Consider the following 23,599-nt stretch of genomic DNA (forward strand, 5'->3'; position numbering starts at 1 on the left):
GAAGAAGATGGGATTCCACACCTGATAAAGCCAGATGGCGGCTCAGGACTCGCTGTAATTAAACGAAATTCTAAAGGGTCGGGATCAGCGGCACAATAGATGCAGGCAGGCATGAGCGGGGAAAATGAAAATATGCGTCCAGCGCTGTCGGACAGCATATCGGGCAGAGCATGATGCTGCGAGTTTCGCGTATCGCGGTCACGCCAATCTCAGCTGAACAGTGACATGGGCATGACGAAAAGCTCTGCTGGACAAGGCCCCTTGCCCCTCACGACATCTCGCCACGCCTCAAATTAATGGGAACCGGCCTGCCCCGCAGGATGATCCAACGGGGCGAAGTTAAGTGACTAGACCCGAAACTGCTTGAGCAGGGTGTCGAGCTGGGCCGACAACTGCCGCAGATCGCTGCTGGCCTCGGCAACCTTTGCCACTCTGGCTGCACTCTCGCTGTTGAGCGTCGCAATCCGGTTGACGCTGTGGCTGACCGCTTCCGCCACCGAGTGTTGTTCTTCCGATGCCTGGGCGATATACATGTTCATCTCGCGGATCAGGCTGACCTGATTTTTAATTTTCTCTACCGATATCTGCACATCTGCCGCCTCGATGCCGGCGCGGGATGCCTTCTCCTGACTCTGTTGCATGCCGGCCCCGACATTCTGGGTCGCTTGCTGCAACCGCTTGATACTGGCGCTGATCTCCTCCGTCGACTGGCGAGTACGGCCCGACAAGGTGCGCACCTCATCCGCCACCACCGCAAAACCGCGCCCCTGATCACCCGCCCGCGCCGCCTCGATGGCCGCGTTGAGGGCAAGCAAATTGGTCTGCTCGGCAATGCCGTTGATCACCTCGATGATGGTGCCAATGCTGCTGCTCTCGGTCGAAAGGGTGCGCATCAGGGTGGCGACCCGCTCCACCTCCCCCACCAGTTGATGGATGGCCTCATTGGCATGGCCCGCCAGATTGTAACCCTGCTCCACATAGAGGTTGGCCTCATCGGTAGCGCCAGAGGTTTTCACCGCATTGCCAGCCACTTCCTGCACAGCCTGACTCATCTCGGTGATGGCGGTAGCGACCTGATCCAGCTCGGATTGCTGGGCGTCACTGCCTACCCGGGTATCTGCCGAGAGGGAGTCACAGAGTTCAGCGGTTTGCAACACACCGGCAGAGAGCTCGTTGATCTCCGCCACCATCTCCTGCAACTTGGCAATAAAGTGATTGATGTTGGTGGCCAGCGCGCCCATCTCATCCTGGCGGCTGATCTTCAGACGCCGGGTCAGATCCCCCTCTCCTTTGGCCAGATCAAACACCGCCTGATTCATCTGATGGAGCGGCCTGAGCACATTGCGATGAATCAGCACCATCAGCAACGCGATGATGCAGAGATCGAGCACCAGGATCTGCCAGACGGTGGTGATCAACTGCTGGCGCAGTTGGGCCTGAATGGCAGCATCACTGGTTTGCACCAGCAATCGGGCCACTGTGTTTTTCTGGCCGCTGTCGTCATAGACCAGATCATACCCTCCGTAGGCAGACACATCGGCAGGCATGGCTGTCACGGGGGCAATGCTCCCCGCCGTGTCACGGGCAAACCCGGCCACCAGCTTGTCCTTGTTGACCACCAGCAAAGCACTCAGGATATCGGCCGCCAGCTCGGACTTGAGTGATGCCTCGATGAAGGCAGATTCATAATTCCACAGCGGGCCGGGCAGGGAGAGCTGCAGCCGGCCGATGGCCTGTTCGACCAGCGCACTCTGTTTGCTGTAGCTCTCCGCCCTGACCGCGTTGTAGTTGTAAGCGCCAAACAACACCAGTAGCAGACTCACCGACAGGGAGGTCAACACGGCAATCCTGAACGTCAGACTTTTCCAATCCATGGTTTCCTCCCGGTTTTACGGCAGCCGGCGCAGTGCCATTGAGCGGCACTTGCTATTGGTACTGTTACTGGTACTTGGCATTGATCTTGTCGATGGTGCCATCCGCCTTCATGGCAGCGAGGATCTCGTTGAGCTTGGTGATGAGCTCATCGGGCGTATCCTTGTTAAACGCCAAGCTCATCTGGGTTTCCTTGAACACGAAGACCGGCTTGGGTGAGGCCACCTTCTCCTTGCTGGCCAGATAGGGCGCCAGATACTGGCCGGTTGCCCAAAGATCGATGCGGCCCGCCTCCAGTTTCTTCACGTTGGCGGTATCGTTGGCCGCCAGCTGCAACTTGGCAAATCCCTGGGCCTTGAGATATTCGGCGGCCGCATCACCGTTATAGCCACCCACCGAATACTGCTTGGCATCTTCCAGCGACTTGACCGTGATATTGGCGGTCGAACTGGAGAAAAACACCCAGTTGTTATTGACCAGCGGCCCTACCCACTTGAACAGTGCTTCCCGCTCCGGAGTGCGGGTCGTGGAGTAGAGGGCGGTATTAGGAGTACCGAGGGTATCTTCGTACGCCCGCTTCCAGGGCATCAGGGTCAGCTTGTATTCGACCCCGGCACGCTTGAACAGCTCTTCGACCACCTCGGTCGACAGCCCGACAATCTTGCCCCCCTCTCCTTGCATGTTGAATGGCGGGTAATCCTCGGTCATCACGTTCAGTGGCGCAGCCTGAACAGTGTTTATCGCCATCATGGAAGAGACTGAAAAAATTGCACTTTTCCACAGCAGTTGATAGTTCATTGCAACCTCGCTTTGCTTGCCATTCATCCCTGAACATCCGCCGTTACCGATGGCGGTGCACGTCTGACCCGCTGGGGTCATGCCGGCTTTCACGGCTCGCCGCCCACCCATGTGCAGCAGCAAACAGATCCGGATTTTGCCTGTGCGCAACGAAACGCAACCGGCGAGGCAGGCTCACAACAAATCGAGGTGGAAAAATGCCAGGGCAGCATAAGGGGAGTGCGGAGTGGGGCGGATAAGCCTCTGCCATACAACAGCGCCGTGGCAAAGAAAAAGCGCATCGTTTTATGACAGGGGTCTGGGAGAGAAATGATAGAAAACGCCAACATCCATTTTCCCATACTGCTCGAGGAGACCTCAGAGCCAAACCTGTCCTTTAGCTAAGGTCACGAAAAGAGATACGTCAAATGAGAATGCTAACCCCCTCATCTGCTTCCAAATTAGATTCCAGATGAGCTCCGCCGAGCCGAAAAGTGGCGCTAGATACCCGAAAAACAGAAGGCCACCGCGAGGTGGCCTTCTCCAAATCAACGATGAACGTCTGGTGGAACTCAATCCTTGGCCGCGTCCATCACACCCTCTTCGGAGTGCGTAGGCAGGATCAGGTTGAGCAGGATGGCGGCAACAGAGGCCAGGCCAACACCGGCCAGCGCGAAGTCGCCAATCTTCATCTCCAGCGCACCGACACCGACGGTCAGAGTCACGGCAACGATGGCGATATTGCGTGACAGCCCCAGATCCACCTTGGATTCCACCAGCGTCTTGAGACCGATGGCAGCGATGGATCCGAACAGCAGCAGCATAATACCACCCATCACCGGCATGGGGATGGAGGTGAGCAGCGCATTAAACTTGCCGAAGAAGGCCAGAATGATGGCAAACACCGCAGCCCAGGTCATGGTGACCGGATTGAAGTTGCGAGTGATCATCACGGCACCGGTCACTTCGGCGTAGGTGGTCACGGGTGGACCACCGATGAAACCGGCAAAGCAGACGCCAATGCCGTCACCGGCCAGCGTACGGTGCAAACCCGGATCCTTGGTATAATCCTTGCCAGTCACGCCACCAATCGCCAACACGCCACCGATATGCTCGATACAGGGGGCGATGGCTACCGGCAACATGAACAACGCAGCAGCCCAGTTGATCTCCGGGGTTTCGAAGTGGGGTAGCGCCAACCAGGGGGCGTTCACCATGCCATCGAAACTCACCTGGCCCATGAACACAGCCGAGACATAACCGGCAATCACGCCGCACAGGATGGGGATCAGCTTGATCCACCCCTTGCAGAACACAGCTGCAATCAGGGTGACCGCCAGCGAGATACCGGCCAGCGTCAGCGCAGTCCCCGCAGGAACCACCTGCTCACTACCGGCGCGGCCCATCGCCATGTTGCAGGCAACCTGCGCCACAGAAAGACCGATCACCATGATCACCGGGCCAATCACCACGGGCGGCAGCAATTTGTGCACAAAGCCCATCCCTTTTGCCCGGATCAGCGCAGCCAGAATGAAATACATGAAACCGGCGGCAAACAGGCCAAACATGGTGGATGGCAATCCCCAGGTCTGGGTGGCGTAGATGATGGGAGCGATGAAGGCAAAGCTGGAACCGAGGAAAATCGGGACCTGGCGGCGGGTGCAGAGCTGGAACAACAGGGTGCCCACACCGGCGCCAAGCAGGGCCATGGAGGGGTTCAATCCGGTGAGCAGGGGCACCAGAACCATGGCACCGAAGGCGACAAACAGGATTTGCAGCCCGGCGACACTTTGCTTGACTAAGGAAAACATGGATGTCCTTAATTTTTTGATAACTGATGGGGATATTTATCACTTTTCAGTCATCACAAGACTTTTCCAAGGCACAAAATGAACACAAATACGTCACTTGTTACCTTTTACTGCTTGGGAAGGGCATGAAACTGGCTTTTTAGGCGGGATTCGTTGCTACAAGCATCGAGTATGCGATTTTACGCATTATTGTGACGAACGCCAATCGTTTTTCCATCATGTTTATTGTGTTCATGGTCAAAAATGCCGCCGCCAGGGGGCGCTCTATACTGGATCCTGTGAATCAAGATGGACAAGGAGTCCCCATGTCACAGCCCCCATTCAAGGCCAGCCAGCGCAGATTGCTGATCGGCTCGGCCATCGCACTCGCCCTGTTTGCGAACCCGTTCAGTTATGATTTCGCCCAAAATGAGTGGCAAATGAATCAGGCCTATGCCAAGTCCTGCTTTATCGCCGGCACTCGCATCACGATGGCCGATGGCTCCACCCGCCCCATAGAGACGCTCCGGGTCGGTGAACGAGTGCTGGATCAACACGGCGGCAGTAACCGGATCCTGGCGATCGAACGGGTCATACTGGGCAAGCGCAGACTCTACGGGATCAATGATCTGCCCCCGTTCTTTACCGCAGAGCACCCTCTGCTGACCACTCGGGGCTGGGCAGCCATCTCACCGGCCATGACCCGAACCGAAAACCCGCAACTGGCGGTGCTGCCGCTATTTACCGGCATGCAGATAATGTGTCGCCCGGCACCTGTCATGGTGACGGGCAATCTGGCCCTGCAACCCCAGCTGGAATTACTGCTGGTTGAGTCACTCTGCTGGATCGAGGCATCTCCCACTACCGCACTTTTCAATCTGCTGCTCGATGGCAGCCACAGCTACATCGCCAATGAGCTGATCGTTCACAACAAAGATGGCGATGGTGGCAGTGGGGGCAGCAGTGGTGGAGGCAGCAACAGCGGCGGAGGCAGCAACAGCGGCGGAGGCAGCAACAGCGGCGGTGGCAGCAACAGCAGCGGTGGCAACAGCGGCGGTGGAGGCAGCGACAGCAGCGGTGGCAGCAACAACGGCGGAGGCAATGATAGCGACGGCGGCAGTGATAACGAGAGCAGCAGCCACGATAATCAGGGTCAGGGAGAGCATGCTGGCGTAGAGCAGCATGGTGGAGGTGAACGGCATGCTGGTGGAGAAAAACATGCAGGGGGAGAACGCCATGGTGGTGGCCGCGGGTTTGGCAATGGCGTTGATGACAACGGCGTGGATGCGGTCGATGCCAATGGCAACAAGCTCAGAGGTGATGGCACCATCGATGACAACGGCGTAGATGCCGTCGATGCCAACGGCAACAAGCTCAGAGGTGACGGCACAGTCGATGACAACGGCGTGGATGCCGTCGATGCCAACGGCAACAAGCTCAGGGGTGATGGAACCATCGATGACAACGGCGTAGATGCCGTCGATGCCAATGGCAACAAGCTCAGGGGCGATGGCACGGTCGATGACAACGGTGTGGATGCTGTCGATGCCAATGGCAACAAACTAAGAGGTGACGGCACGGTCGATGATCGCCAGCAAGTGCTTACCGATGAGCAGGAGCGGGCGCTGCTTAACAACGGTTTTCGCCAACAGGGGCAACCATAATGCGTTATCTGTTACCACTCCTCCTGCTCGGCCTCTCTGGCTGCGCCACGGTCGACACTCCGCCGCTTTACCATCAAATGGATAAGGCAGATGTTCAACTGGCCAATCAGGCCCTTGCCAAGGCACTGGAAACCCGCACCAAAGGGCAGAGCCTCACCTGGTTCAATCCGGCTAATCGTCACTCGGGTAGCGTCACCCCGCTACGCACCTTCCGCCATACTAGCGGGGAGTGGTGTCGCGACTATCGCGAGCAACTCTATATCGGCAAGGCGAGCCAGCAGTGGCAGGATACCGCCTGTCGCAATCAGCAAGGGCGCTGGCGGCCATTGCGAACTTAGTGAATGCCACGGGGTAAACGAAAGGGGGTAGCAGCGCTACCCCCTTGTCATCTTTACCGATCCGTTATCCGAGCGGTGAATATGCGGTTATACCCGACGATAGGGCAGGTAAACCGGCTCCCACATGTGGTTGAGGATATGCTGCTGTAGATCCTGACCGATCAGCGGGTGGGAGGGATCCCGACGCACGATATCCTTGAGCACGGCGGTCGCCACATGCACCGAGATGCTGCGCAGCTCGCGAATGCGGGGATAGACGGCCCCTTTAGCCAGGTCCACCTCACTCACGCACTCGGCCAGCGCAAAGGCGGCAGTAGTGAAGACATCGGGTGTGATCTCGCGGAGCTGGCTGACGATGGCCGCCAGACCTACACCGGGGAAGATAAAGACGTTGTTGCCCTGCCCGACCCGGAACTCCTGCCCCTCGTAGCTCACATCCTTGAACGGGCTGCCAGTCGCGACAATGGCTTTGCCCTTGCTCCAGCGGTAGATATCATCCGGCAGCGCTTCACAGTTGGCGGTCGGGTTGGAGAGCGGGAACACCATGGGGCGCTCGCAATGCTGCAGCATCAGCTGGATGTGCTCTTCCTGGAAGGCCCCGCCCGAGCCACTGGTACCCAACAACACGCTAATGGGCACATGACGCAGCACATCGGCCAGATTGGCCTTGCCGGGCACCTCGGTATCCCAGCCCGCCAGCAGCAGTCCCGGTTTGGCGTAGCGGCGCTTGTACTCGTCGAGCCCGTCCCGGTTGTCGCACACCAGCCCCTGGGTATCCAGAATGTAGATGCGATCGCGGGCCGCCTGCGGATCCATCCCCTCGCGGATCATCCCCGCGCAGATCTGATCCGCGACGCCAACCCCACCGGCGCCAGCGCCATAGACCAGATAGTTCTGCTGACCCAGGGTCTCCCCCTTGACCTTGACCGCGCCGATAATACCGGCCAGCACCACGGCACCGGTGCCCTGAATATCATCGTTGAATGACGGCAGTGACTGCTGGTAGCGGGCCAGATTGTTGAAGGCATTGGATTTGCTGAAGTCTTCCCACTGCAGTACGGCATTGGGGAAGTGACGCTTGACCCCCTGCACAAACTTGTCGATGAACTCTTCGTACTCCTTGCCGCGAATACGCTTGTGGGGGCGGCCCAGATACATGGGATCATCAAGCAGTTTCTGGTTGTCGGTGCCCACATCCAGCGCGATAGGCATGCAGCAGGCGGGGTGAATACCGGCACCCAGGGTATAGAGCGCCAGCTTGCCGATGGGGATCCCCATACCACCTACACCCTGGTCGCCGATCCCCAGAATGCCCTGGCTGTCGGTGACGACTATGATGCGGATCGATTTGGCATCGAAGTGACGGGCCTGACTGCCCATGTCATCCACGTTATCCGGGGTGATGTAGAGGCCGCGGGGCTTCTGGAAGCGGTGGCTGAACTCCTGGCACGCCTTGCCCACGGTCGGGGTATAGATGTAGGGAGTCATCTCCTCCACATGGCGTGACAACAGGGCATAGAAGAGAGTCTCATTGCGATCCTGCAGGGCACGCAGGTTCTGGTACTTCTCGATATCGCTGCAAGCGCTCTTGAACCCCTCATACACTCGCTCGAGCTGGGCTTCAAAAGTTTGCACCTGAGGCGGCAGCAAACCATCGAGATCAAAATCGGCCCGCTCCTGTTCGGTGAAGGCCGTGCCCTTGTTGAGGTATCGATTGTTAAGCAGATCAGTGCCGGTCAGTGCAACGGGGCGAAAATCCTGTCCCTGTGCATCTTTCCACAGCAGATATTGTCCGGTAGCCATAGTCATTCTCTTTGATTTACGTGAAATTGCCGTTCGGCAGGAGAGCAAGACTCATAATGAAATCAATCATATGACGTTTACTCGATCGGTTTTGTGAGCTTGGGCATACCCTGCGGCCAAAATAGGCACCCGGCGACCCCGGCGAGACAAATATCCACGGCAAGGAATGAGACTCATGTTAGCATTGCGGGCAACCCAGCCCCTTTCACCGCATCACAGCCGGGAGTGACCTGATGCCCTCGCCTCTGCCAGCCTGCGTCCCCTTCTTCCTGCCATGCGCCTGATCCCGCTGCTTGCTCTGTGGCTGTTTCTGACCTGCCAGTCGGCTCTCGCCGCACCGGGCCGGGTACTCAACATCATCGTGGGTGAATGGCCACCTTTCGTCTCCGAGCAGTCAAAACAGCACGGGCCAGTGGCCCACCTCATCAGCGATCTGTTCAAGGAGGCGGGCTATGAGGTGAAGTTCCACTTCGCCCCCTGGGGTCGGGTCTATTCGCTGGCGGCCAACAGCCAGCTCTACGACGCCACCGCCGTCTGGATGCACAAACCGGAGCGGGAGCAGGATTTTCTGTTCAGCGAAGCGGTGCTGCAGGAGCAGTTTGTCTTCTTCTCCCTCAAATCACGGCAGCTGCAGGCCGAGCGCCTTGAGCAGATCATCGGCATGCGGTTGGGGGGCGATATCGCCTATAGCTACGGGCCCGAGCTGGACAAGATGGTGGCCGATGGCAAGGTAACCCAACAGAAAGTCACCGATGTGAAGCAGAATTTCGGCAAGCTGCTGCGCGGGCGGATCGACCTCTATCCACAAGAGCTGCGAGTCGGTCTGGCCGAGTTGCAGAGCCAGCTCGACCCCGCCAGCGCGGCACTCATCACCCACAGTCAGACCCCTTTTCTGCGCAACGACAGCTTCGTGATGTTCCCGCGCAAGATGCCGGATTCAGCCAAACTGCGGGATCAGTTCAATCAGCAGTTGCAGCAGGCCATCGCCAGCGGACGTTATCAGCGCTACTTCGAACGGCTTTCCCGGGGGGACTATTAACCTTGGCGAGGCAAAAACAGAGGGGATAAAACAACGGTGGCGGCCCTTTGTGGCCGCCACCTCTGTGATGCTTGTCAGCTGCTCGCATTAGCCGCTGATGCCCACCTCCAGCTTGAACGGCGTCTTGGCCTTGCTGCTCTCGGCCGCCCCCATCTGGTAGACCCGAATGGTATAAGTGCCCTTGGCGGGCAGGGTCGCCTCAAAGTTGTTCCCTTCGGTAGAACCGATAAACATCGCCTCCCCCTTGCTGCCCGGCGGCAGAATATTGAAGTAGGGCTTGCCGGTCAGGATCACCACCATGCTCTGGCCCTTGTTGGCCGTCAGCTTGTAATCGAGGGTCTGGCTACCCTGAATGGTGCCGTTGATAGTCGCCCCTGACTCCCCCTTCTTGAACTGCACCTGCTGGGTCTTGATCCCGTCAGCCGCCTGCGCCACGCCCGCAATACCACCGAAGAGCGCAGATGCACATACCGCTGCCAGCCATGCTTTTCTCATCATTTGTCATCCCTTGTGTGAATGGAACCCCTGTTACTGTTGCTCAAGGTGGCCCAAAAAACCATCGCCGTTTGCGGCATCGCTCAATCAATTTGCCATCACCATCGACCCGCCATCAAAAGGGGCGCCGCTGCGCCCCTTCTCTTTACTCTTTAGTCGACCATCAGCTTGATTTGCCCGACTTGGGCTCATCAAGGGTGTGCTTCACCTCTTCATACCAGAGGTCGTGGTGCTCCTTGGCCCAGGTCTCGTCCACCTCGCCGGTCACCATCCCCTCCAGTGCCCCTTCCAGCTGGAACAGACCCATGTAGATATGGAAGATAAAGCCGCAGATAAGGATCAAGGCGCCTACGATATGGATGAAGCTGGCCCACTCCATCTGGCGGCGCAGCTGGCCGAAGATGGGGAAGTCGAGGAACAGCCCGGTCGCCACGACGATGCCGCCAAACCAGATCAGCAGCCAGAAGATCGCCTTCTCGCCGCCGTTGGAGAAGCCCGCCGAAGGGTGACTTCCCTTGTGCTTGCCGAGCATGCCGCCAAACTTCATGAACCACTGCACATCCACCATGTTGACGATGTTGTGGCGGAACCACTTGATGAGCACCCCCATCAGGCAGAGGAAGAAGAGCGGCCCCACGTAGTTGTGGAACACCTTGGCAAACCAGATCCAGTTCTCCCACACCCCGAGGCTCACCACCGGCTTGATGAAGTACTTGCCGTAGATGATGGCCAGCCCCGACCCGGAGAGGGTCAGGAACATGGCTGCCGTGGTCCAGTGCAGCGCCCGATCCAGCCGGCTCCAGCGCTTGAGCTTGCGCCCGGTGCGCGGTTTGGAGAGCTTGGTCTGCCCCACCACCAGATACATCAGGCCACACATGGCGAGCGACCCGAAAATAGCGATGGCGCCGAGCGGCGACACCCACTTGGTCTTCACCTCGAACCAGAGCTGGCCCGGCACCGAGATCAGCACTCCGTGCTCCGGCGAGCGGGAGGTGGTCACCCCCTCCTGCCCATCCTTCACCGCCCGCCAATAATCGGCGCCGGCAAAGCCGACCGCCTCTTTCTGCGCATCAGCGAAGCCGGGCGCGCTGAACAGCAGCAAGGCCGTCAGTAGCGCTGTCAGCCAGTGTCTCATTGGCCATCCTCCTGCTTGCCAAGCTTGAGCCCCTTGCCTCTGCCATCGTGAGGTTTGCTGGCGTCGCGATAAAGCGCCTGTTCATCAGCCCCCCAAGCTGCGTGAGGGGCACCGCGATAGGCAACCCGCTCGCGGAAGATATCGGAGATAACCTGCGCATCCCCGGCCAGCAGTGCCTTGGTGGAGCAGAGCTCGGCACACATGGGCAGCTTGCCCTCGGCGATGCGGTTGGCACCGTACTTCTGGCGCTCCGCCTCGCTGTGATCCTCTTCCGGGCCACCGGCGCAGAAGGTGCACTTGTCCATCTTGCCCCGATCGCCAAAGGCGGCGGTTTTCGGGAACTGGGGCGCCCCGAACGGGCAGGCAAACAGGCAGTAGCCGCAACCGATGCAGAGATCCTTGTTGTGCAGCACTATGCCGTCGTCGGTGTGATAGAAGCAGTCGGCCGGGCAGACCGCCATGCAGGGGGCATCTGTGCAGTGCATGCAGGCGACCGAGATGGAGGTCTCCCCCGGCAGGCCGTCGTTGAGGGTCACCACCCGGCGGCGCTGGATGCCCCACTCGAGGGCATCGTCGTTCTCGTTCTTGCACGCCGTCACACAGCCGTTGCACTCGATGCAGCGCTTGGTGTCACACATGAATTTCATTCTGGCCATGGGATCAGGCTCCTACTTTGCGAAAACGGCACAGGGTGACCTTGGTCTCCTGCATCTGGGTGACCGGGTCATAACCATAGGTGGTGACTATGTTGACCGACTCCCCCAGCACATAGGGGTCAGACCCTTCCGGATATTTGGATCGCAGATCCTTGCCCTCGAAGTGGCCGCCGAAGTGGAACGGCATAAAGGCGAGCCCCGGTTTGACCCGCGGGGTCACCAGTGCCTTCACCTTGACCCGGCCCCCTTCCGGCCCCTCGACCCACACATCCTGACCGTCGCGCACGCCGACGTCGTTGGCATCCGCCGGGTTCATCTCGACGAACATCTCCTGCTGCAATTCAGCCAGCCAGGGGTTGGAACGGGTCTCGTCGCCGCCCCCCTCATACTCCACCAGACGGCCCGAGGTGAGGATGATGGGGAACTCCTTGCTGACATCCTTCTCCTGCACCGAGGCGTACTGGGTCGGCAGGCGCCACAGGCTCTTCGAATCAGGCCAGGTGGCGTAGTCGGCCAGCAAGTCGCGGCGCGGGGTGTAGAGCGGCTCGCGGTGCTTGGGCACCTGATCCGGGAAGGTCCACACCACGCAGCGCGCCTTGGCGTTGCCATACGGCACAAAGCCGTGCTTGATGGCGACGCGCTGAATGCCGCCAGAGAGATCGGTCTTCCAGTTCTTGCCCTCGGCCTCTTTCTTCTCGGCCTCGGTCAGCTCATCCCACCAGCCGAGCTGTTTCATCAGGTCGGCAGTGATCTCGGGATAACCGTCTTCCACCTCGCTCCCTTTCGGCCAGGAGTCTTCGGCGAGCAGCGAGACTCCCTGATACTCGATGCCGAAGCGGGCGCGGAAACCACCGCCCCCTTCCGACACCGGAATGCTGGTGTCGTAGAGGATGTGGCTGCCGGGATGTTTCATCTCAGGGGTACCCCAGCAGGGCCACGGCAGACCGTACACTTCGCCACTGACCGGGCCGCCCTCGGCCTTGAGGTTGGTCTTGTGGAAGGTGTGCCAGTTCTGCTGGTGCGCCTTGAGCCGCTCCGGGCTCTGGCCGGTGTAGCCCACACTCCACATGCCGCGGTTATATTCGCGGGTGATGTCTTCCAACAGTGGCTGGTTGTTCTCTACCTTGATGTGCTTGAACAGCTGGTCGGCAAAGCCGAGCTTCTTGCTCAAGAGATACATGATCTCGTGGTCGACCTTGGATTCGAACAGGGGTTCTATCACCTTGTCGCGCCACTGCATGGAGCGGTTGGTGGCGGTGACGGAACCATAGGTCTCGAACTGGGTGGTGGCCGGCAGCAGGTAGACGCCGTCGGTACGATCGTTCATGACGGCAGCGACTGTGGGATACGGGTCGACAATCACCATCATGTCGAGCTTTTGCATCGCCTTCTTCATTTCCGGGCCGCGGGTCTGGGAGTTGACCGCATGACCCCAGTAGAACATGGCGCGGATGTTGGAGCCCTGCTCGATGAGATCGGCGTTCTCCAGTACCCCGTCCACCCAACGGGAGACCGGGATGCCGTTGTTGTTCATCGGCAGCTTGCCGTTGTAAGGCTTGTTGTCGAAACGGGCCTTGATCCACTCGTAATCCACATCCCACACCCGGGCCCAGTGCTTCCAGGAGCCCTCTTCCAGCCCGTAGTAACCGGGCAGGGAATCGGAGGTGACGCCAAAGTCAGTGGCGCCCTGCACGTTGTCGTGACCGCGGAAGATGTTGGTGCCCGCCCCGCTCTTGCCCACGTTGCCGAGGGCCAGTTCGAGGATGCAGTAGGCACGGGTATTGTTGTTGCCGGTGGTGTGCTGGGTACCGCCCATGCACCAGACCACGCAGCCGGGGCGGTTGTCGGCCAGCAGTTTGGCGGCGCCATAGACCTGCTGTTCATTGAGGCCGGTCACCCGCTCAACTTCGGCCGGGGTCCAGCGCGCCACCTCTTTTTGCACCTCGTCCATGCCATAGACGCGGGTGCGGATGAACTCCTTGTCTTCCCAGCCGTTCTTGAAGATGTGCCAAAGCATGCCCCAGATAAAGGCGACGTCGGTGCCCGGACGCAGGGAGAGGTACATGTCCGCCTTGGCGGCGGTGCGGGTGCGGCGCGGGTCGACCACCAGGATCTTGCAGCCGTTGCGCTCTTTGGCCAGCAGGATGTGCTGCATGGCGACCGGGTGGGCCTCCGCCGGGTTGGAGCCGATGAACATGATCGACTTGCTGTTGTGCATGTCGTTCAGGCTGTTGGTCATGGCGCCGTAGCCCCAGGTGTTGGCTACGCCAGCGACCGTGGTGGAGTGGCAGATCCGCGCCTGGTGATCAACGTTGTTGGTGCCCCAAAGCGACGCCATCTTGCGAAATAGGTAGGCCTGCTCGTTGGAGTGCTTGGCGGAGCCGAGCCAGTAGACGCTGTCGGGGCCGGACTCCTTGCGCAGGCGTAGCACCTCGTTGCCCACCTCTTCGATGGCCTGATCCCAGCTGATGCGCTGCCACTTGCCGCCCACCAGCTTCATCGGGTACTTGAGGCGACGCTCACCGTGGCCGTGCTCGCGCAGGGCCGCCCCTTTGGCGCAGTGACCGCCAAGGTTGAAGGGGTGATCAAAGGCCGGCTCCTGACCGGTCCAGACACCGTTTTGCACCTCGGCATAGACGCCGCAGCCCACCGAGCAGTGGGAACAGATGGTGCGCTTCACCTCGACCGGCCCCCCGGCCGCCACGGTTTTGGCCTCGGCCCGCTGCATCATGGCAGGGGCCAGCCAACCGGCGGCCACGGCGCCACCGGCTACCAGACCCGAGTTGACCATAAAGGCGCGGCGGGTCAGCCCCTGACCGCGAATGGCCTCATTGCCCTGCTCGCCCACTTGGGGCAGCTCGGCACGTTTTGTCAGTTTCATGAGTTCTCCTTCACTGATCCGGCTCAGTCGGTGCCGCGCAGGGTGCGATAAAAGTCGTGAACATGGGGGGTCTCCCGATAGCCCTTGTCAGGCTCGGTGTCGTGGGTCAGCACCTCTTTGCCCACCACCCGACCGGTGGCACCGGCCAATACGCCTATGGTGGCGACCACGCCAACTCCCTTGATCAGATTGCGGCGGGACGGGTCTTTCAGCTGTTCATCGCTCATTCTTGTGACCTCTGTTGTTGTTCTTGCTGGCGCCTGTGCGCCAGCTTCGCGTCCAATGGGATATCTCGTCTGTTCGTTTTGTTGTGGGTGGATAAGGGTGATCAACCCTTCACCACGCAGGCGCCAAACGGCAGGCGCAATTCGTTTTCCAGCTTGAAGAAATCTTCGGCAAGGGCCCCGACCGCCCGGTAGAAGCTGCCCCCCTTCGCCTGCTGCTGATCGCGGCAACAGGCGAGTACCCAGGGGGCAAGGTGGCGCTCATAGAAGCGGTTGCGCTCCGGGTGCTGCTCGGCAATCAACACCGCCATCACCTCACAGAGGGCGGCCAAGTGATCTTCCGGCTCGCACACTCCGCTCTGGCGCTCGAAACCGAGGGACTGCAGATCTGCACGCAGCACTGCCAGCGGCAGCTCCATCAAAGAGCCGGTGAGATACCAGGAGGCAAACGGCACTATCTCCCCGCGCCCCAGCCCGATAAAGAGATCCTGATACTCCTCGGCAAGCTCGTTTTCGTGGTGGCTACTCGCCGCCAGCTGCACCAGTCCCAGCCCTCTGGCAAAGGGGCCCGGCATAGCCTGCAACCCTTGCAGCCAGGCGAGCTGTTCACCACGGGGGGCGGCTCGCCAGAGGCTTGCCAGCAGGGCGTAGAGATCGGCGCTGCTCTGTTCCAGTTCGGTCATGGTCAGTTCGCCAGCCTTTTCGTTATGTTGTTCACTCATCACTGGCCCCTCATACCTTGAGCTGGGAGACGGGATCCGCCGCCAGCGCCGCAAACACATCCTTGACCCGACAGTCCTCGCACATCAGCAACCGCTGGGCGGCCTCGTTCTGGAAGTGGGAGTGACCGGCCAGTTTTTGCTGGATGCGGCGGATCATCGAGGCGGGCGCGAACGGCTTGCCGCAGCGAATGCAGCAGGCGGCCTCTTCGGCTTTGAGGCTCTGCACGGCGCGGCGCGCTTCGGGCACCGGCTGTAGGCGGGGCGTGAGCACGATGGCCTGCTCGGGGCACGCCTTTTCGCACATGCCGCACTGGATGCAATCCTGTTCGATAAAGTTGAGGCCGGGGGCATGACCCACCGCATGCAGGGCGCGACTCGGGCAGACCGCCACGCAGCCCATGCAGAGGGTGCAGTCAGCTTCTTTCAATTCCACACTGCCGTAAGGGGCGCCGCGGGGCACCGCCAGCGGCTCGCGGCTCCCTTCGTTGGCCTGCCAGAGCGCATCGAAGGCGGCAAACAGGTTCTCCCGTTTGTCTCCTTTGAGCGGCTTCTCCAGCAGGGCAAGGGCTGGCTGGCCGGAAACAGGCTCACCAGCATCTGCGTCAAACAGAGCGATGCGATCGGCAGCGAGACCGGCACCCGCCAAGAGCACGGCGGCGCTCGCCAGCTCCCGCTCAACCAGCGCATGGACGCTTGCAGGGGCATCGTCACCCAGCGCAATGCGCACCGCGCTGGCGCCATAGGCAAGGGCGGCGAACCAGCTATCGATGCCTAAACTCGCACTCTCCTCCACCCAGACAGGCAGCCAGTTGGCGGGCAGGTGGGTGAGTTCGGCTTCCACCCACTCGCGCTCGTTTTCACCGGCGATCAGCAACTGGGGCGCTTCACCACCCGCCTCCCGGTAGTGCTTGAGCAATCGGAACAGATAGTCGCCGCTGGTGTTGGCATCAGGCTGGTGATAGGCAATCGCCCCGGTCGGACAGGCAGAGGCACAGCTACCAAAGCCCTGACAGAGATGGGGATCTATCTGGATGCGACCATTGATGGGCTTGAGGGCATCGGTCGGACAGACATCGAGGCAGCGGCTGCAACCGGGCACGCCGCGGGCGGTAAAGGCGCAGGCCTCGGGGTCGAGGCGAAAATAGCGCGGCTTGTCGAAAATACCGGTCAGCGCGCAGAGTTCGGCAAGCCGTTCGGCCAGCCCTTGATCATCGGAGAGATGCAGATAACCGACCGGCGGGCGCTCCAGCGCAAAGAGCGGGACGCGGCCCAGATCGGCCACCAGATCGAAGCGTGGTTCGCCATTTTCCGCAGCCTGCTGAGTAAAACAGAGCGCCGCCAGATTAACCCGCTCCCCCTGCCCGTTAAGGCCGGTGAGCTGAAACTGCCCGAGATACCCTGTCAGGCCCAGTCCGCGCAGGGTCAGGGCCGCGAGGGATGCGGTGGCATCAAAGATGGCTTCGAGATCGGCCGCCTCGGCATCGTGGACCGCTTCGCTCACCAGCAGGGTGGGCTTCACCCCGGCGGGCAGCAGGCTGGCGGCGCGGCGAATGCGATCTTCCGGGCCGACCAGCAGCAGGCGCCCCTGACTCTGGTAAGAGACAGTGGCCGGGATCAGGTTGTCGGTCTTGACCGTATGCTGCAGGGCATAGGCGCGAGCGCGCGCGTTATGCTCGGCAGCCCCCGCCCCATGGGCAAGATTGGAGGCTAGATTTGGGCTCAGATTTGGCAATGTTTGTTCAGTGCTCACATACGCTCCTGTGCGCGCCACCTCATGGGATGGGCGCTTGTTGGTAAGCCGAGAGAGCAAGAGGCGAGCCAACTCCCCCGGAAAAAAAGTGACTGACAGGGAGTCAGGATCCTGAGGGTTCCATTCCCCCACCTTTGGTTGGGACATTTTGTCCACCACAGGAAACCAAAATGTCCCGATCGTCGGTGTGGGTTTGAGAATGGTTATCAGCCAGCTCGTCGGCGGCAGGTTCGCTGGCAACCGCCACCGGTTCAGCGGATCCGTTGGCCGGGTTGGCCGATTCGCTCTCCGGGGCGATCACCTGATCCACCAGCCAGTTGCGCAGCCCGGCGGTCAGGGCTGCGGGCAGCAATTCGGGCTGGCTGAAATCCTGGGTGTAGTCGTCGAGCCCATCCGGCTTGTGGCTGCGAAACATGGCCCGCAGCGCCTCCCTGTCGGGGAGTTTGGCCTTGCCCGGCTGGGCTGTTGTTAGCGGCGGTTCGCCACTCTCTGCCCCCTCAACGGCAAGGGATTCACAGCTCCCCTTGTCAGTGCTGACTACGGGGCTATCCAGCGCAGTATCTGGAGTTTCACCTTCGCCACTGCTTTCGGTTGACACGGTAACAGCCTCAGGAATGGCCTCTTCCCGTGGCTGCAATGCCTGATGCTTGCGCGCCTCACTCTTGCGAGACGACCAGCGTTTGAGGAACTCACTCATGGGCGCGATTTCCGCTGTCACTGCCACGCTCGCGGCCATCGGGGCCGGTGGCTTTAACGGCACCGCAGCTGGCTTGATCCTGGCTATCGACACCCAACTGATCCTGCGCCCGCCCCTTGCCCTTCTTGCCCTTGCGACGGGCCTCCAGCAGCTCGCCGTGGCGGCCGATAAAGGCCTCCACCCAGGCTTGCAGCGCCTCGGGCAGCGGGCAGGAGAGCACCTGCCGCTCGCCATCCATATAGGCAGCGGCCACGGTCTGGCTCAGGGTCAGGCCGTCGGCCACAAAGCCATTGTCCACGCGGCTTCCGGTGACAAAGAGGCGGGGCGAACCGGAGCTCAAATTGAAGCGATAATCCCCCCGCTCATCACGAAACAGGGTAAGGGGCAAGGCACCGGCAGCCTCCGGTTCGGCGGGGTGGAGCGCCGCAATCTCGAAACGGCGGCTCTGCCAGCGGCCAACCTGGCTGTCGATGGCCTTTAACTCCAGTTGCAGCCAGCGCTGCGGGGGCAAGGTATTGGTTGTCTCTTGCACTGTCACGGCTCCCATCAGAAGGTCTCTGCCGGGCCGCCCTCCCCCTTTAACCACCCCGTTCGGGGCGGATCACGGCAGGATCTTCAGGGCAGCCACGGCCATCAATGGGATAAGACATAGCAAGAGTGGGGCCAAGGCAGGCTTGGTAGCCGATGGGGGCTTTGCTGCGGGTTAGGCATCATGCGGGAGGTAGGTTGGCGTTAGCGTAGGTTGGTGCAGAGCGCAGCGAAGCCCAACATGTAAATAAAAAATAATTTTCCACATCCCAATCCAGTTTGATGTTGGCAATAACCGAGTAACCAGATAATTGCCTACATCAACAAGATCACGCGGTAAACCTTGGGCTTCAATTCGTGTAGGTTGGCGCAGAGCGCAGCGAAGCCCAACATGTAGAGAAAAACCAATTTTCCCACATCCTAATTCAGCTTGATGTTAGCAATAACCGAGTGACCAGATGATTGCCTACATCAACAAGATCACGCGGTAAACGTTGGGCTTCACTTCGTTCAGCACCAACCTACGATTTAGCCCAAAATACGAGATCTAAGCCCCTACCCAATAACGGGGACACCGACAATGAAAGGGCTCAAACCGCCGTCATGCCGCTTAACAAAATTTTCGTAATTTCGTTTGTATTTATCAGTATTCTTGACCTCAGCCAACCACATTTTTGCCCCAGCAATAATTTCACGACAAAAACTTACTAAATCGATATTTAAAGCATCATTCATTGTGTTGTAATGAAAGGTACTCGTTGTTGCCCCTGGTTCGACGAAAAAAATTCTAGAGTATTTATTTTTTGGATGAACAGTCCGACCTTGATGAAGAAGGGAACAACGAAATAAATAGCAAGCGTCTCCATCAAAAGGATTTTCAATTTCAGACATATACTCTCTTGCTTCTACAGGCAATGATTCTATCAGCATTTCGTAAAAACGAGGTCTAACCCATTTTTCGTACCATGATTTATATTTTGCGCCAGATGCAAGACCATCATCCGAATCCATCGCTCCAGCAATATCTGGCAATGTGAGCGCAGTGAAAAGTGAAAGATAGTAATTCCTAGACTCTAATGAATTTTCCAACTGTTTAATTAATAGTTCCATTGAGTATCCTTAGGCCTAAAATTTAATTTTTAGACATGTGAATATGAACAGTTTTTCCAAATTTCAGTTCTCAGCCGTTACGTTTTTTACATTACAACACCGAGATTCAGTTTAGCCACATTAATCTGGAACAAATCTTGCTGTATCCCTCCCCTTAGATCCCGGCAACCGGTCGCGAGGGGCCCATGACACCGACCTTTATCAAAAGCAATGCCGCAGCCCAGCTCACCATGGCCGTCGAGGTGATGGATGAACAGGGCACAATGAACACCCGCCAAATCGCCTGTGAGCGGCCACTGACGGTCTACCTCAACTGGAAGGAGATCGTAACCCTGATGACGCTGGGGGCCCGCCCCGAGGCGCTGGTGCTGGGTTATCTGAAAAATCAGGGCTTTATCGAGGATATTTCGGCCATCGAGTCGGTGATCGTCGACTGGGAGAGCGAGGCCGCCGCCGTGGTGAGCAGCCAGCAGGCCGAAGATCTCGACAAATCGCTGGAGAAGAAGACGGTCACCTCCGGCTGCGGTCAGGGCACCATGTATGGCAGCGTGATGAAGAAGCTCGAAGGGGTGGTCTTGGCGGCGCCTGAACTTAAACAGAGCACCCTCTACGCCCTGCTGAAAGCCCTGTCGGCCCATAACGAAACCTACAAGATGGCCGGTGCCGTCCATGGCTGCGCCATCTGTCGCGGCAGCGAAATCCTCTCCTTTGTCGAGGATGTGGGACGCCACAATGCGGTGGATACCCTGGCGGGCGAGCTATGGATGCGCGGCGAGAGTGGCCACGACAAGATCTTCTACACCACCGGGCGGCTCACCTCGGAGATGGTGATCAAGGTGGCGCAGATGGGCATTCCGGTGCTGCTGTCGCGCTCCGGCGTCACACAGATGGGACTGGATCTGGCCCGCCAGCTCGGTATCACCATGATTGCCCGCGCCAAGGGGCGCCATTTCGAGGTATTCAGCGGTCACGACCATATGGTGCTGGACGAGAAGCCGCCGGTGCTGGCGCCCAGTCCGGCCGGTCGCGGGATGCGGGACTAAGCCATGAATGAGTTTATGAACGTCAAGCAGGTGGCGGAATACCTCGATCTCAACGAGAAGAAGGTCTACCAGCTCGCCAACGAGGCGCGCATCCCCGCCACCAAGGCGACCGGCAAGTGGCTGTTTCCCCGCTCCCTGCTCGACCGCTGGCTGCTCGGCAGCTGCCACGAGGGGGTGATGAACGACCGGCTGCTGCTGGCGGGCTCGGACGATGTGCTGCTGCACTACGCCAGCAGCCGCTTGGCCCAGCAGCTCGGCACCCAGGCACTGGTGGGCTACACCCCGTGCGGCACCCGTCAGGGGCTGGCGATGCTGGCGCGCGGCCATGTGGATCTCTGCGCCATCCACTGGGGGCAGGCCGAGGAGGCGCACCTGCGCCACCCGGCGCTGGTGCAGCAGTATCAGGGCCACCGGCAATGGGTGATCGTTCATGGATTCAGGCGGGTGCAGGGGCTGGTGCTGCGGCAAGGGCTGCAACCCAAGGAGGCGAAAGAGGCGCTCGACTGGCGCTGGGCCATGCGTCAGGAGGGGGCTGGCAGCCAGCGCGCCCTGCAGGAGTGGCTGCAAACGCAAGGGGAGTCGCTGACCCGGCTGGAACGCACCATTGAGGTCAACAGCGAGCGGGAGCTGGCCGCCGCCATCAGCCGTGGAGATGCGGATGTCGGGCCCGGCGCCCAGAGCACAGCCACCGAGTTTGGCCTCGGCTTCATGCCGCTGTCGCAGGAGTGCTTCGATCTGGTGATGCCGCAGGGGGTCTTCTTTCGCACCCTGCTGCAACAGCTGATCGGCTGGCTGCAATCCCCCGAGGGGCGCGAGCTGGCGGCCCGCCTCGGCGGCTATGACCTGACCCAGAGCGGCAAGCTGGTGTGGAGTCCGCAATAAAGAACCACTCACCCACCGACAAAACAGCCCGCCAACCATGTTGACGGGCTGTTTTTATCACGGGCCTTTTTATAACAGCATCAATCGCTTGTCTCACGACCCTCGGCATTGAGGGCGATGCGCCACCCTTCCAGTTTCGCGGGCTCGCTGCCGCTGGGCAGCAGGGCGTGGCTGCGCAGCCGCACGGTAAAGCAGCTCCCCTGCCCCGGGGTGGAGTCCACCAAGAGCTCCCCACCCCAGCGGCTGATGATGCGGTGGCTCAGGGCCAGCCCCAGACCGGTGCCGGTGGCGCGAGTGGTGAAGAAGGGGTCGAAGATCTTGTCGATAATGGCCGCCTCGATGCCGCTGCCGTTGTCGATCACCCGCACTTCAGCCCCGCGCAACTGACCCAGTTCATCGACCCAGTCGCGGCTCTCGACCCGGATCTCCCCCTGCTCTCCCAGCGCGTGGCTGGCGTTGACCAAGAGGTTTATCAGCACCTGCAGCAGCTGCTGGCGATCCGCCTCGATGGGCTGCTGGGCCCTGAGATCGGCCACCAGCTCCACCTGCTGCTGGCGTAGGGCGGAGCGCACCAGCGTCAGGCTCTCCTCGATGATGGGGTTGAGGTGCTGCCACACAGGCGCCGTCTCATAGTCGCCGGGGCGAGAGTATTGCAGCAGGCTGCGGGTGATGGCACGAATGCGCTCGATCTGGGCCAGCACCAGCGCCAGCTCCTCGCTGACCGGCTCGGCCGCCTCCCCCAGCTCCAGCTTCATCAGCTCCACATTGCCGAGGATCACCGCTAGCGGGTTATTGATCTCGTGGGCCACCCCGGCGGAGAGCTCGCCAAGGGCTGCCAGCTTCTCGCTGATAAGCAGCTGCTGGCGCGCCTCGGTCAGCATATGGATATGATCTTTCAGCTCCGCAGTCTTGAGCTCGAGGCTTTGGGTACGCTCGGCCACCTTCTGCTCCAGCTCGTCGGCGCTGCGAGCCATCTGCTGCTGATGCGCTTCTTGCCTGTCCAGCATGGCGTCAAACTGGCGACCGAGTTGGGCCAGCTCGTGGTCAGGATCGAGCGCCAGCGGGCCGATTCGAGCGGACTCCCCGGCCTGCACCTGCCGCACCACCTTGTGCATCCGCTCGATGGGGGAGAAGAGATCCCGCGCACCGCGATAGACCAGCAGGCCGGAGAGCAGCAACAGCAGCACCACGCCGGAGCCCAGCTCCACCAGATTGGTGAGGTAGGTGCGGATGATGGGCCACTCGAGAAAGCCCACATAGAGCATGCCGAGCCGCTCGCCCCTGGCTCCCAGCAGCGGCTCGTAGCCCGAGACATACCAGGCGTCGTGGACGAAGGCGCGGTCAACCCACATCTCCCCCCGCCCCAGTACCTGATCGCGCACTGGCGGCGAGACCCGGGTACCCACCGCCCGGCCCACCTGACGGCTGCTGCTGACCGGTACGTTGGTGCTCACCCGCAGATCGTCGAGAAACAGGGTGACGGTGCCGACGCTGCCATCCGGCAGGGTATTTTTGGCAAACACCTGACCCTTGAGCTCATCCACCAGCCGGGTGCTGCCGTTGACAAGCTCGCCCCCCTCCAGCACGGCCCAAAGGGAGCCGTCGCGGCCCATCACCGGCGTCAGCGACAGGCTGATCAGCCCCCGGTCCTCCACCACCCTGGTGCCATCCCGTTGCCACAACACAGCCCGCTTGGCCAGTTGCGGGGAGAGGGCGAGCATCTCCTGCTGCGACCAGACCACAAAGTGACTGACGCTGCGCCCGGCCGTGAGGGCGGCGCGCTCCTGCGCCGTCAGCTGATCCAGCTCGGGGCCGCGGCGCAAGCGCAGAAAATCGAGGCCATAGTTGGCCGCCAGCGGCATCACCCAGTCATGCAGCTGATCCGGCGATTCCCGCAGTCGCAGCTGAAAGGCCCAGGCATCGCGCAGATGCTCGAGATGCTCGGTCTGGCGCTGCTGCTGCACCGTGATGGCGTGGTGGGCCACCCCGAGATCACTGCGCACCGTGGTGAGCAGGTTCTGCCAGCTGTAGGTGAGGGTCCAGTAGAGGGTGAGCGCGATCATGCCCACCAGGGTGAGCATGATGGGCACCGAAGTAAGCAGCAGCAGGCGCCAGCGCACTTTGGTGCGAACGCAACGGGGCAACAGGGCGCGCATGCAGCGGGAGAGCAGGGTCAGTTTCATCGCCACCCCA

The 23,599-nt window shown here is 60.3% G+C and carries 20 protein-coding genes; 5 read left to right on the top strand and 15 right to left on the bottom strand.

The genetic code is table 11. The features are described 5' to 3' along the window. Positions 1 to 347 precede the first annotated feature (347 nt). From AB5Y76_RS21095 to AB5Y76_RS21105, 3 genes are all read right to left on the bottom strand, one after another. Positions 348 to 1,874: a methyl-accepting chemotaxis protein gene (locus AB5Y76_RS21095; protein ID WP_216955896.1), complete on the bottom strand. Its 1,527-nt coding sequence runs from the start codon at positions 1,872 to 1,874 to the stop codon at positions 348 to 350. 64 nt (positions 1,875 to 1,938) lie between these two features. Beyond that, positions 1,939 to 2,670, bottom strand: a complete 732-nt coding sequence (locus AB5Y76_RS21100; RefSeq protein ID WP_263716851.1) for an ABC transporter substrate-binding protein — start codon at positions 2,668 to 2,670, stop codon at positions 1,939 to 1,941. A 551-nt stretch (positions 2,671 to 3,221) separates the two neighbouring features. Continuing rightward, a complete protein-coding gene (locus tag AB5Y76_RS21105) occupies positions 3,222 to 4,460 on the bottom strand; it encodes a uracil-xanthine permease family protein (protein WP_139463436.1) in 1,239 nt (412 codons plus the stop codon). A gap of 305 nt (positions 4,461 to 4,765) precedes the next feature. Between AB5Y76_RS21105 and AB5Y76_RS21110 the strand changes: the two genes are divergently transcribed. Beyond that, on the top strand, positions 4,766 to 6,103 hold the full coding sequence (locus AB5Y76_RS21110) for a Hint domain-containing protein (protein WP_263716852.1): 1,338 nt from the start codon (positions 4,766 to 4,768) through the stop codon (positions 6,101 to 6,103). Further along, positions 6,100 to 6,441: an RT0821/Lpp0805 family surface protein gene (locus tag AB5Y76_RS21115; protein WP_318528141.1), complete on the top strand. Its 342-nt coding sequence runs from the start codon at positions 6,100 to 6,102 to the stop codon at positions 6,439 to 6,441. The genes AB5Y76_RS21110 and AB5Y76_RS21115 overlap by 4 nt, the downstream gene beginning before the upstream one ends. A gap of 87 nt (positions 6,442 to 6,528) precedes the next feature. Here AB5Y76_RS21115 and AB5Y76_RS21120 read toward each other — a convergent pair whose 3' ends face one another. Beyond that, on the bottom strand, positions 6,529 to 8,244 hold the full coding sequence (locus tag AB5Y76_RS21120) for an NAD-dependent malic enzyme (protein WP_167572886.1): 1,716 nt from the start codon (positions 8,242 to 8,244) through the stop codon (positions 6,529 to 6,531). Positions 8,245 to 8,518: 274 nt separating this feature from the next. Between AB5Y76_RS21120 and AB5Y76_RS21125 the strand changes: the two genes are divergently transcribed. Then, positions 8,519 to 9,283: an ABC transporter substrate-binding protein gene (locus AB5Y76_RS21125; RefSeq protein ID WP_167572885.1), complete on the top strand. Its 765-nt coding sequence runs from the start codon at positions 8,519 to 8,521 to the stop codon at positions 9,281 to 9,283. Between the two features lie 87 nt (positions 9,284 to 9,370). On the opposite strand, the gene AB5Y76_RS21130 is transcribed toward AB5Y76_RS21125, so the two are convergent. From AB5Y76_RS21130 to AB5Y76_RS21175, 10 genes are all read right to left on the bottom strand, one after another. Continuing rightward, positions 9,371 to 9,781 carry a hypothetical protein gene (locus tag AB5Y76_RS21130; protein WP_013723543.1) on the bottom strand — a complete coding sequence of 137 codons (411 nt, stop codon included), beginning with the start codon at positions 9,779 to 9,781 and terminating at the stop codon, positions 9,371 to 9,373. Positions 9,782 to 9,941: 160 nt separating this feature from the next. Beyond that, entirely contained in the window at positions 9,942 to 10,913 is a 972-nt protein-coding gene (locus AB5Y76_RS21135; protein WP_127006726.1) for a formate dehydrogenase subunit gamma, read from the bottom strand. Further along, positions 10,910 to 11,569 carry a formate dehydrogenase FDH3 subunit beta gene (gene fdh3B, locus AB5Y76_RS21140; protein ID WP_005353752.1) on the bottom strand — a complete coding sequence of 220 codons (660 nt, stop codon included), beginning with the start codon at positions 11,567 to 11,569 and terminating at the stop codon, positions 10,910 to 10,912. The genes AB5Y76_RS21135 and fdh3B overlap by 4 nt, the downstream gene beginning before the upstream one ends. Positions 11,570 to 11,573: 4 nt before the next feature. Beyond that, the gene (locus AB5Y76_RS21145; RefSeq protein WP_368177820.1) at positions 11,574 to 14,450 is read right to left on the bottom strand and encodes a formate dehydrogenase subunit alpha; all 2,877 of its coding nucleotides are present in this window, start codon (positions 14,448 to 14,450) and stop codon (positions 11,574 to 11,576) included. A gap of 23 nt (positions 14,451 to 14,473) precedes the next feature. Continuing rightward, entirely contained in the window at positions 14,474 to 14,677 is a 204-nt protein-coding gene (locus AB5Y76_RS21150; protein ID WP_005303194.1) for a transcriptional initiation protein Tat, read from the bottom strand. Between the two features lie 101 nt (positions 14,678 to 14,778). After that, a complete protein-coding gene (locus AB5Y76_RS21155) occupies positions 14,779 to 15,396 on the bottom strand; it encodes a molecular chaperone (protein WP_197931099.1) in 618 nt (205 codons plus the stop codon). 10 nt (positions 15,397 to 15,406) lie between these two features. Beyond that, entirely contained in the window at positions 15,407 to 17,146 is a 1,740-nt protein-coding gene (locus AB5Y76_RS21160; RefSeq protein WP_263716858.1) for a 4Fe-4S dicluster domain-containing protein, read from the bottom strand. 103 nt (positions 17,147 to 17,249) lie between these two features. Further along, complete coding sequence (locus AB5Y76_RS21165) at positions 17,250 to 17,843, bottom strand: DUF3306 domain-containing protein (RefSeq protein WP_263716859.1); 594 nt, start codon at positions 17,841 to 17,843, stop codon at positions 17,250 to 17,252. Beyond that, on the bottom strand, positions 17,836 to 18,390 hold the full coding sequence (locus AB5Y76_RS21170) for a DUF3305 domain-containing protein (RefSeq protein ID WP_129503526.1): 555 nt from the start codon (positions 18,388 to 18,390) through the stop codon (positions 17,836 to 17,838). The genes AB5Y76_RS21165 and AB5Y76_RS21170 overlap by 8 nt, the downstream gene beginning before the upstream one ends. A gap of 536 nt (positions 18,391 to 18,926) precedes the next feature. Further along, positions 18,927 to 19,481, bottom strand: coding sequence for a hypothetical protein (locus tag AB5Y76_RS21175; RefSeq protein ID WP_263716860.1), 555 nt, complete (start codon positions 19,479 to 19,481; stop codon positions 18,927 to 18,929). Between the two features lie 185 nt (positions 19,482 to 19,666). Between AB5Y76_RS21175 and AB5Y76_RS21180 the strand changes: the two genes are divergently transcribed. Then, positions 19,667 to 20,524, top strand: coding sequence for a formate dehydrogenase accessory sulfurtransferase FdhD (locus tag AB5Y76_RS21180; protein ID WP_263716861.1), 858 nt, complete (start codon positions 19,667 to 19,669; stop codon positions 20,522 to 20,524). Positions 20,525 to 20,539: 15 nt separating this feature from the next. After that, positions 20,540 to 21,406 (top strand): helix-turn-helix transcriptional regulator, encoded by an 867-nt coding sequence (locus tag AB5Y76_RS21185; protein ID WP_005312265.1) that lies wholly within the window; start codon positions 20,540 to 20,542, stop codon positions 21,404 to 21,406. Between the two features lie 80 nt (positions 21,407 to 21,486). On the opposite strand, the gene AB5Y76_RS21190 is transcribed toward AB5Y76_RS21185, so the two are convergent. Then, positions 21,487 to 23,589 carry a HAMP domain-containing sensor histidine kinase gene (locus AB5Y76_RS21190; RefSeq protein WP_263716862.1) on the bottom strand — a complete coding sequence of 701 codons (2,103 nt, stop codon included), beginning with the start codon at positions 23,587 to 23,589 and terminating at the stop codon, positions 21,487 to 21,489. Positions 23,590 to 23,599 lie beyond the last annotated feature (10 nt).

The organism is Aeromonas sp. R1-2, from assembly GCF_040908505.1.
GTDB lineage: Bacteria > Pseudomonadota > Gammaproteobacteria > Enterobacterales > Aeromonadaceae > Aeromonas > Aeromonas veronii.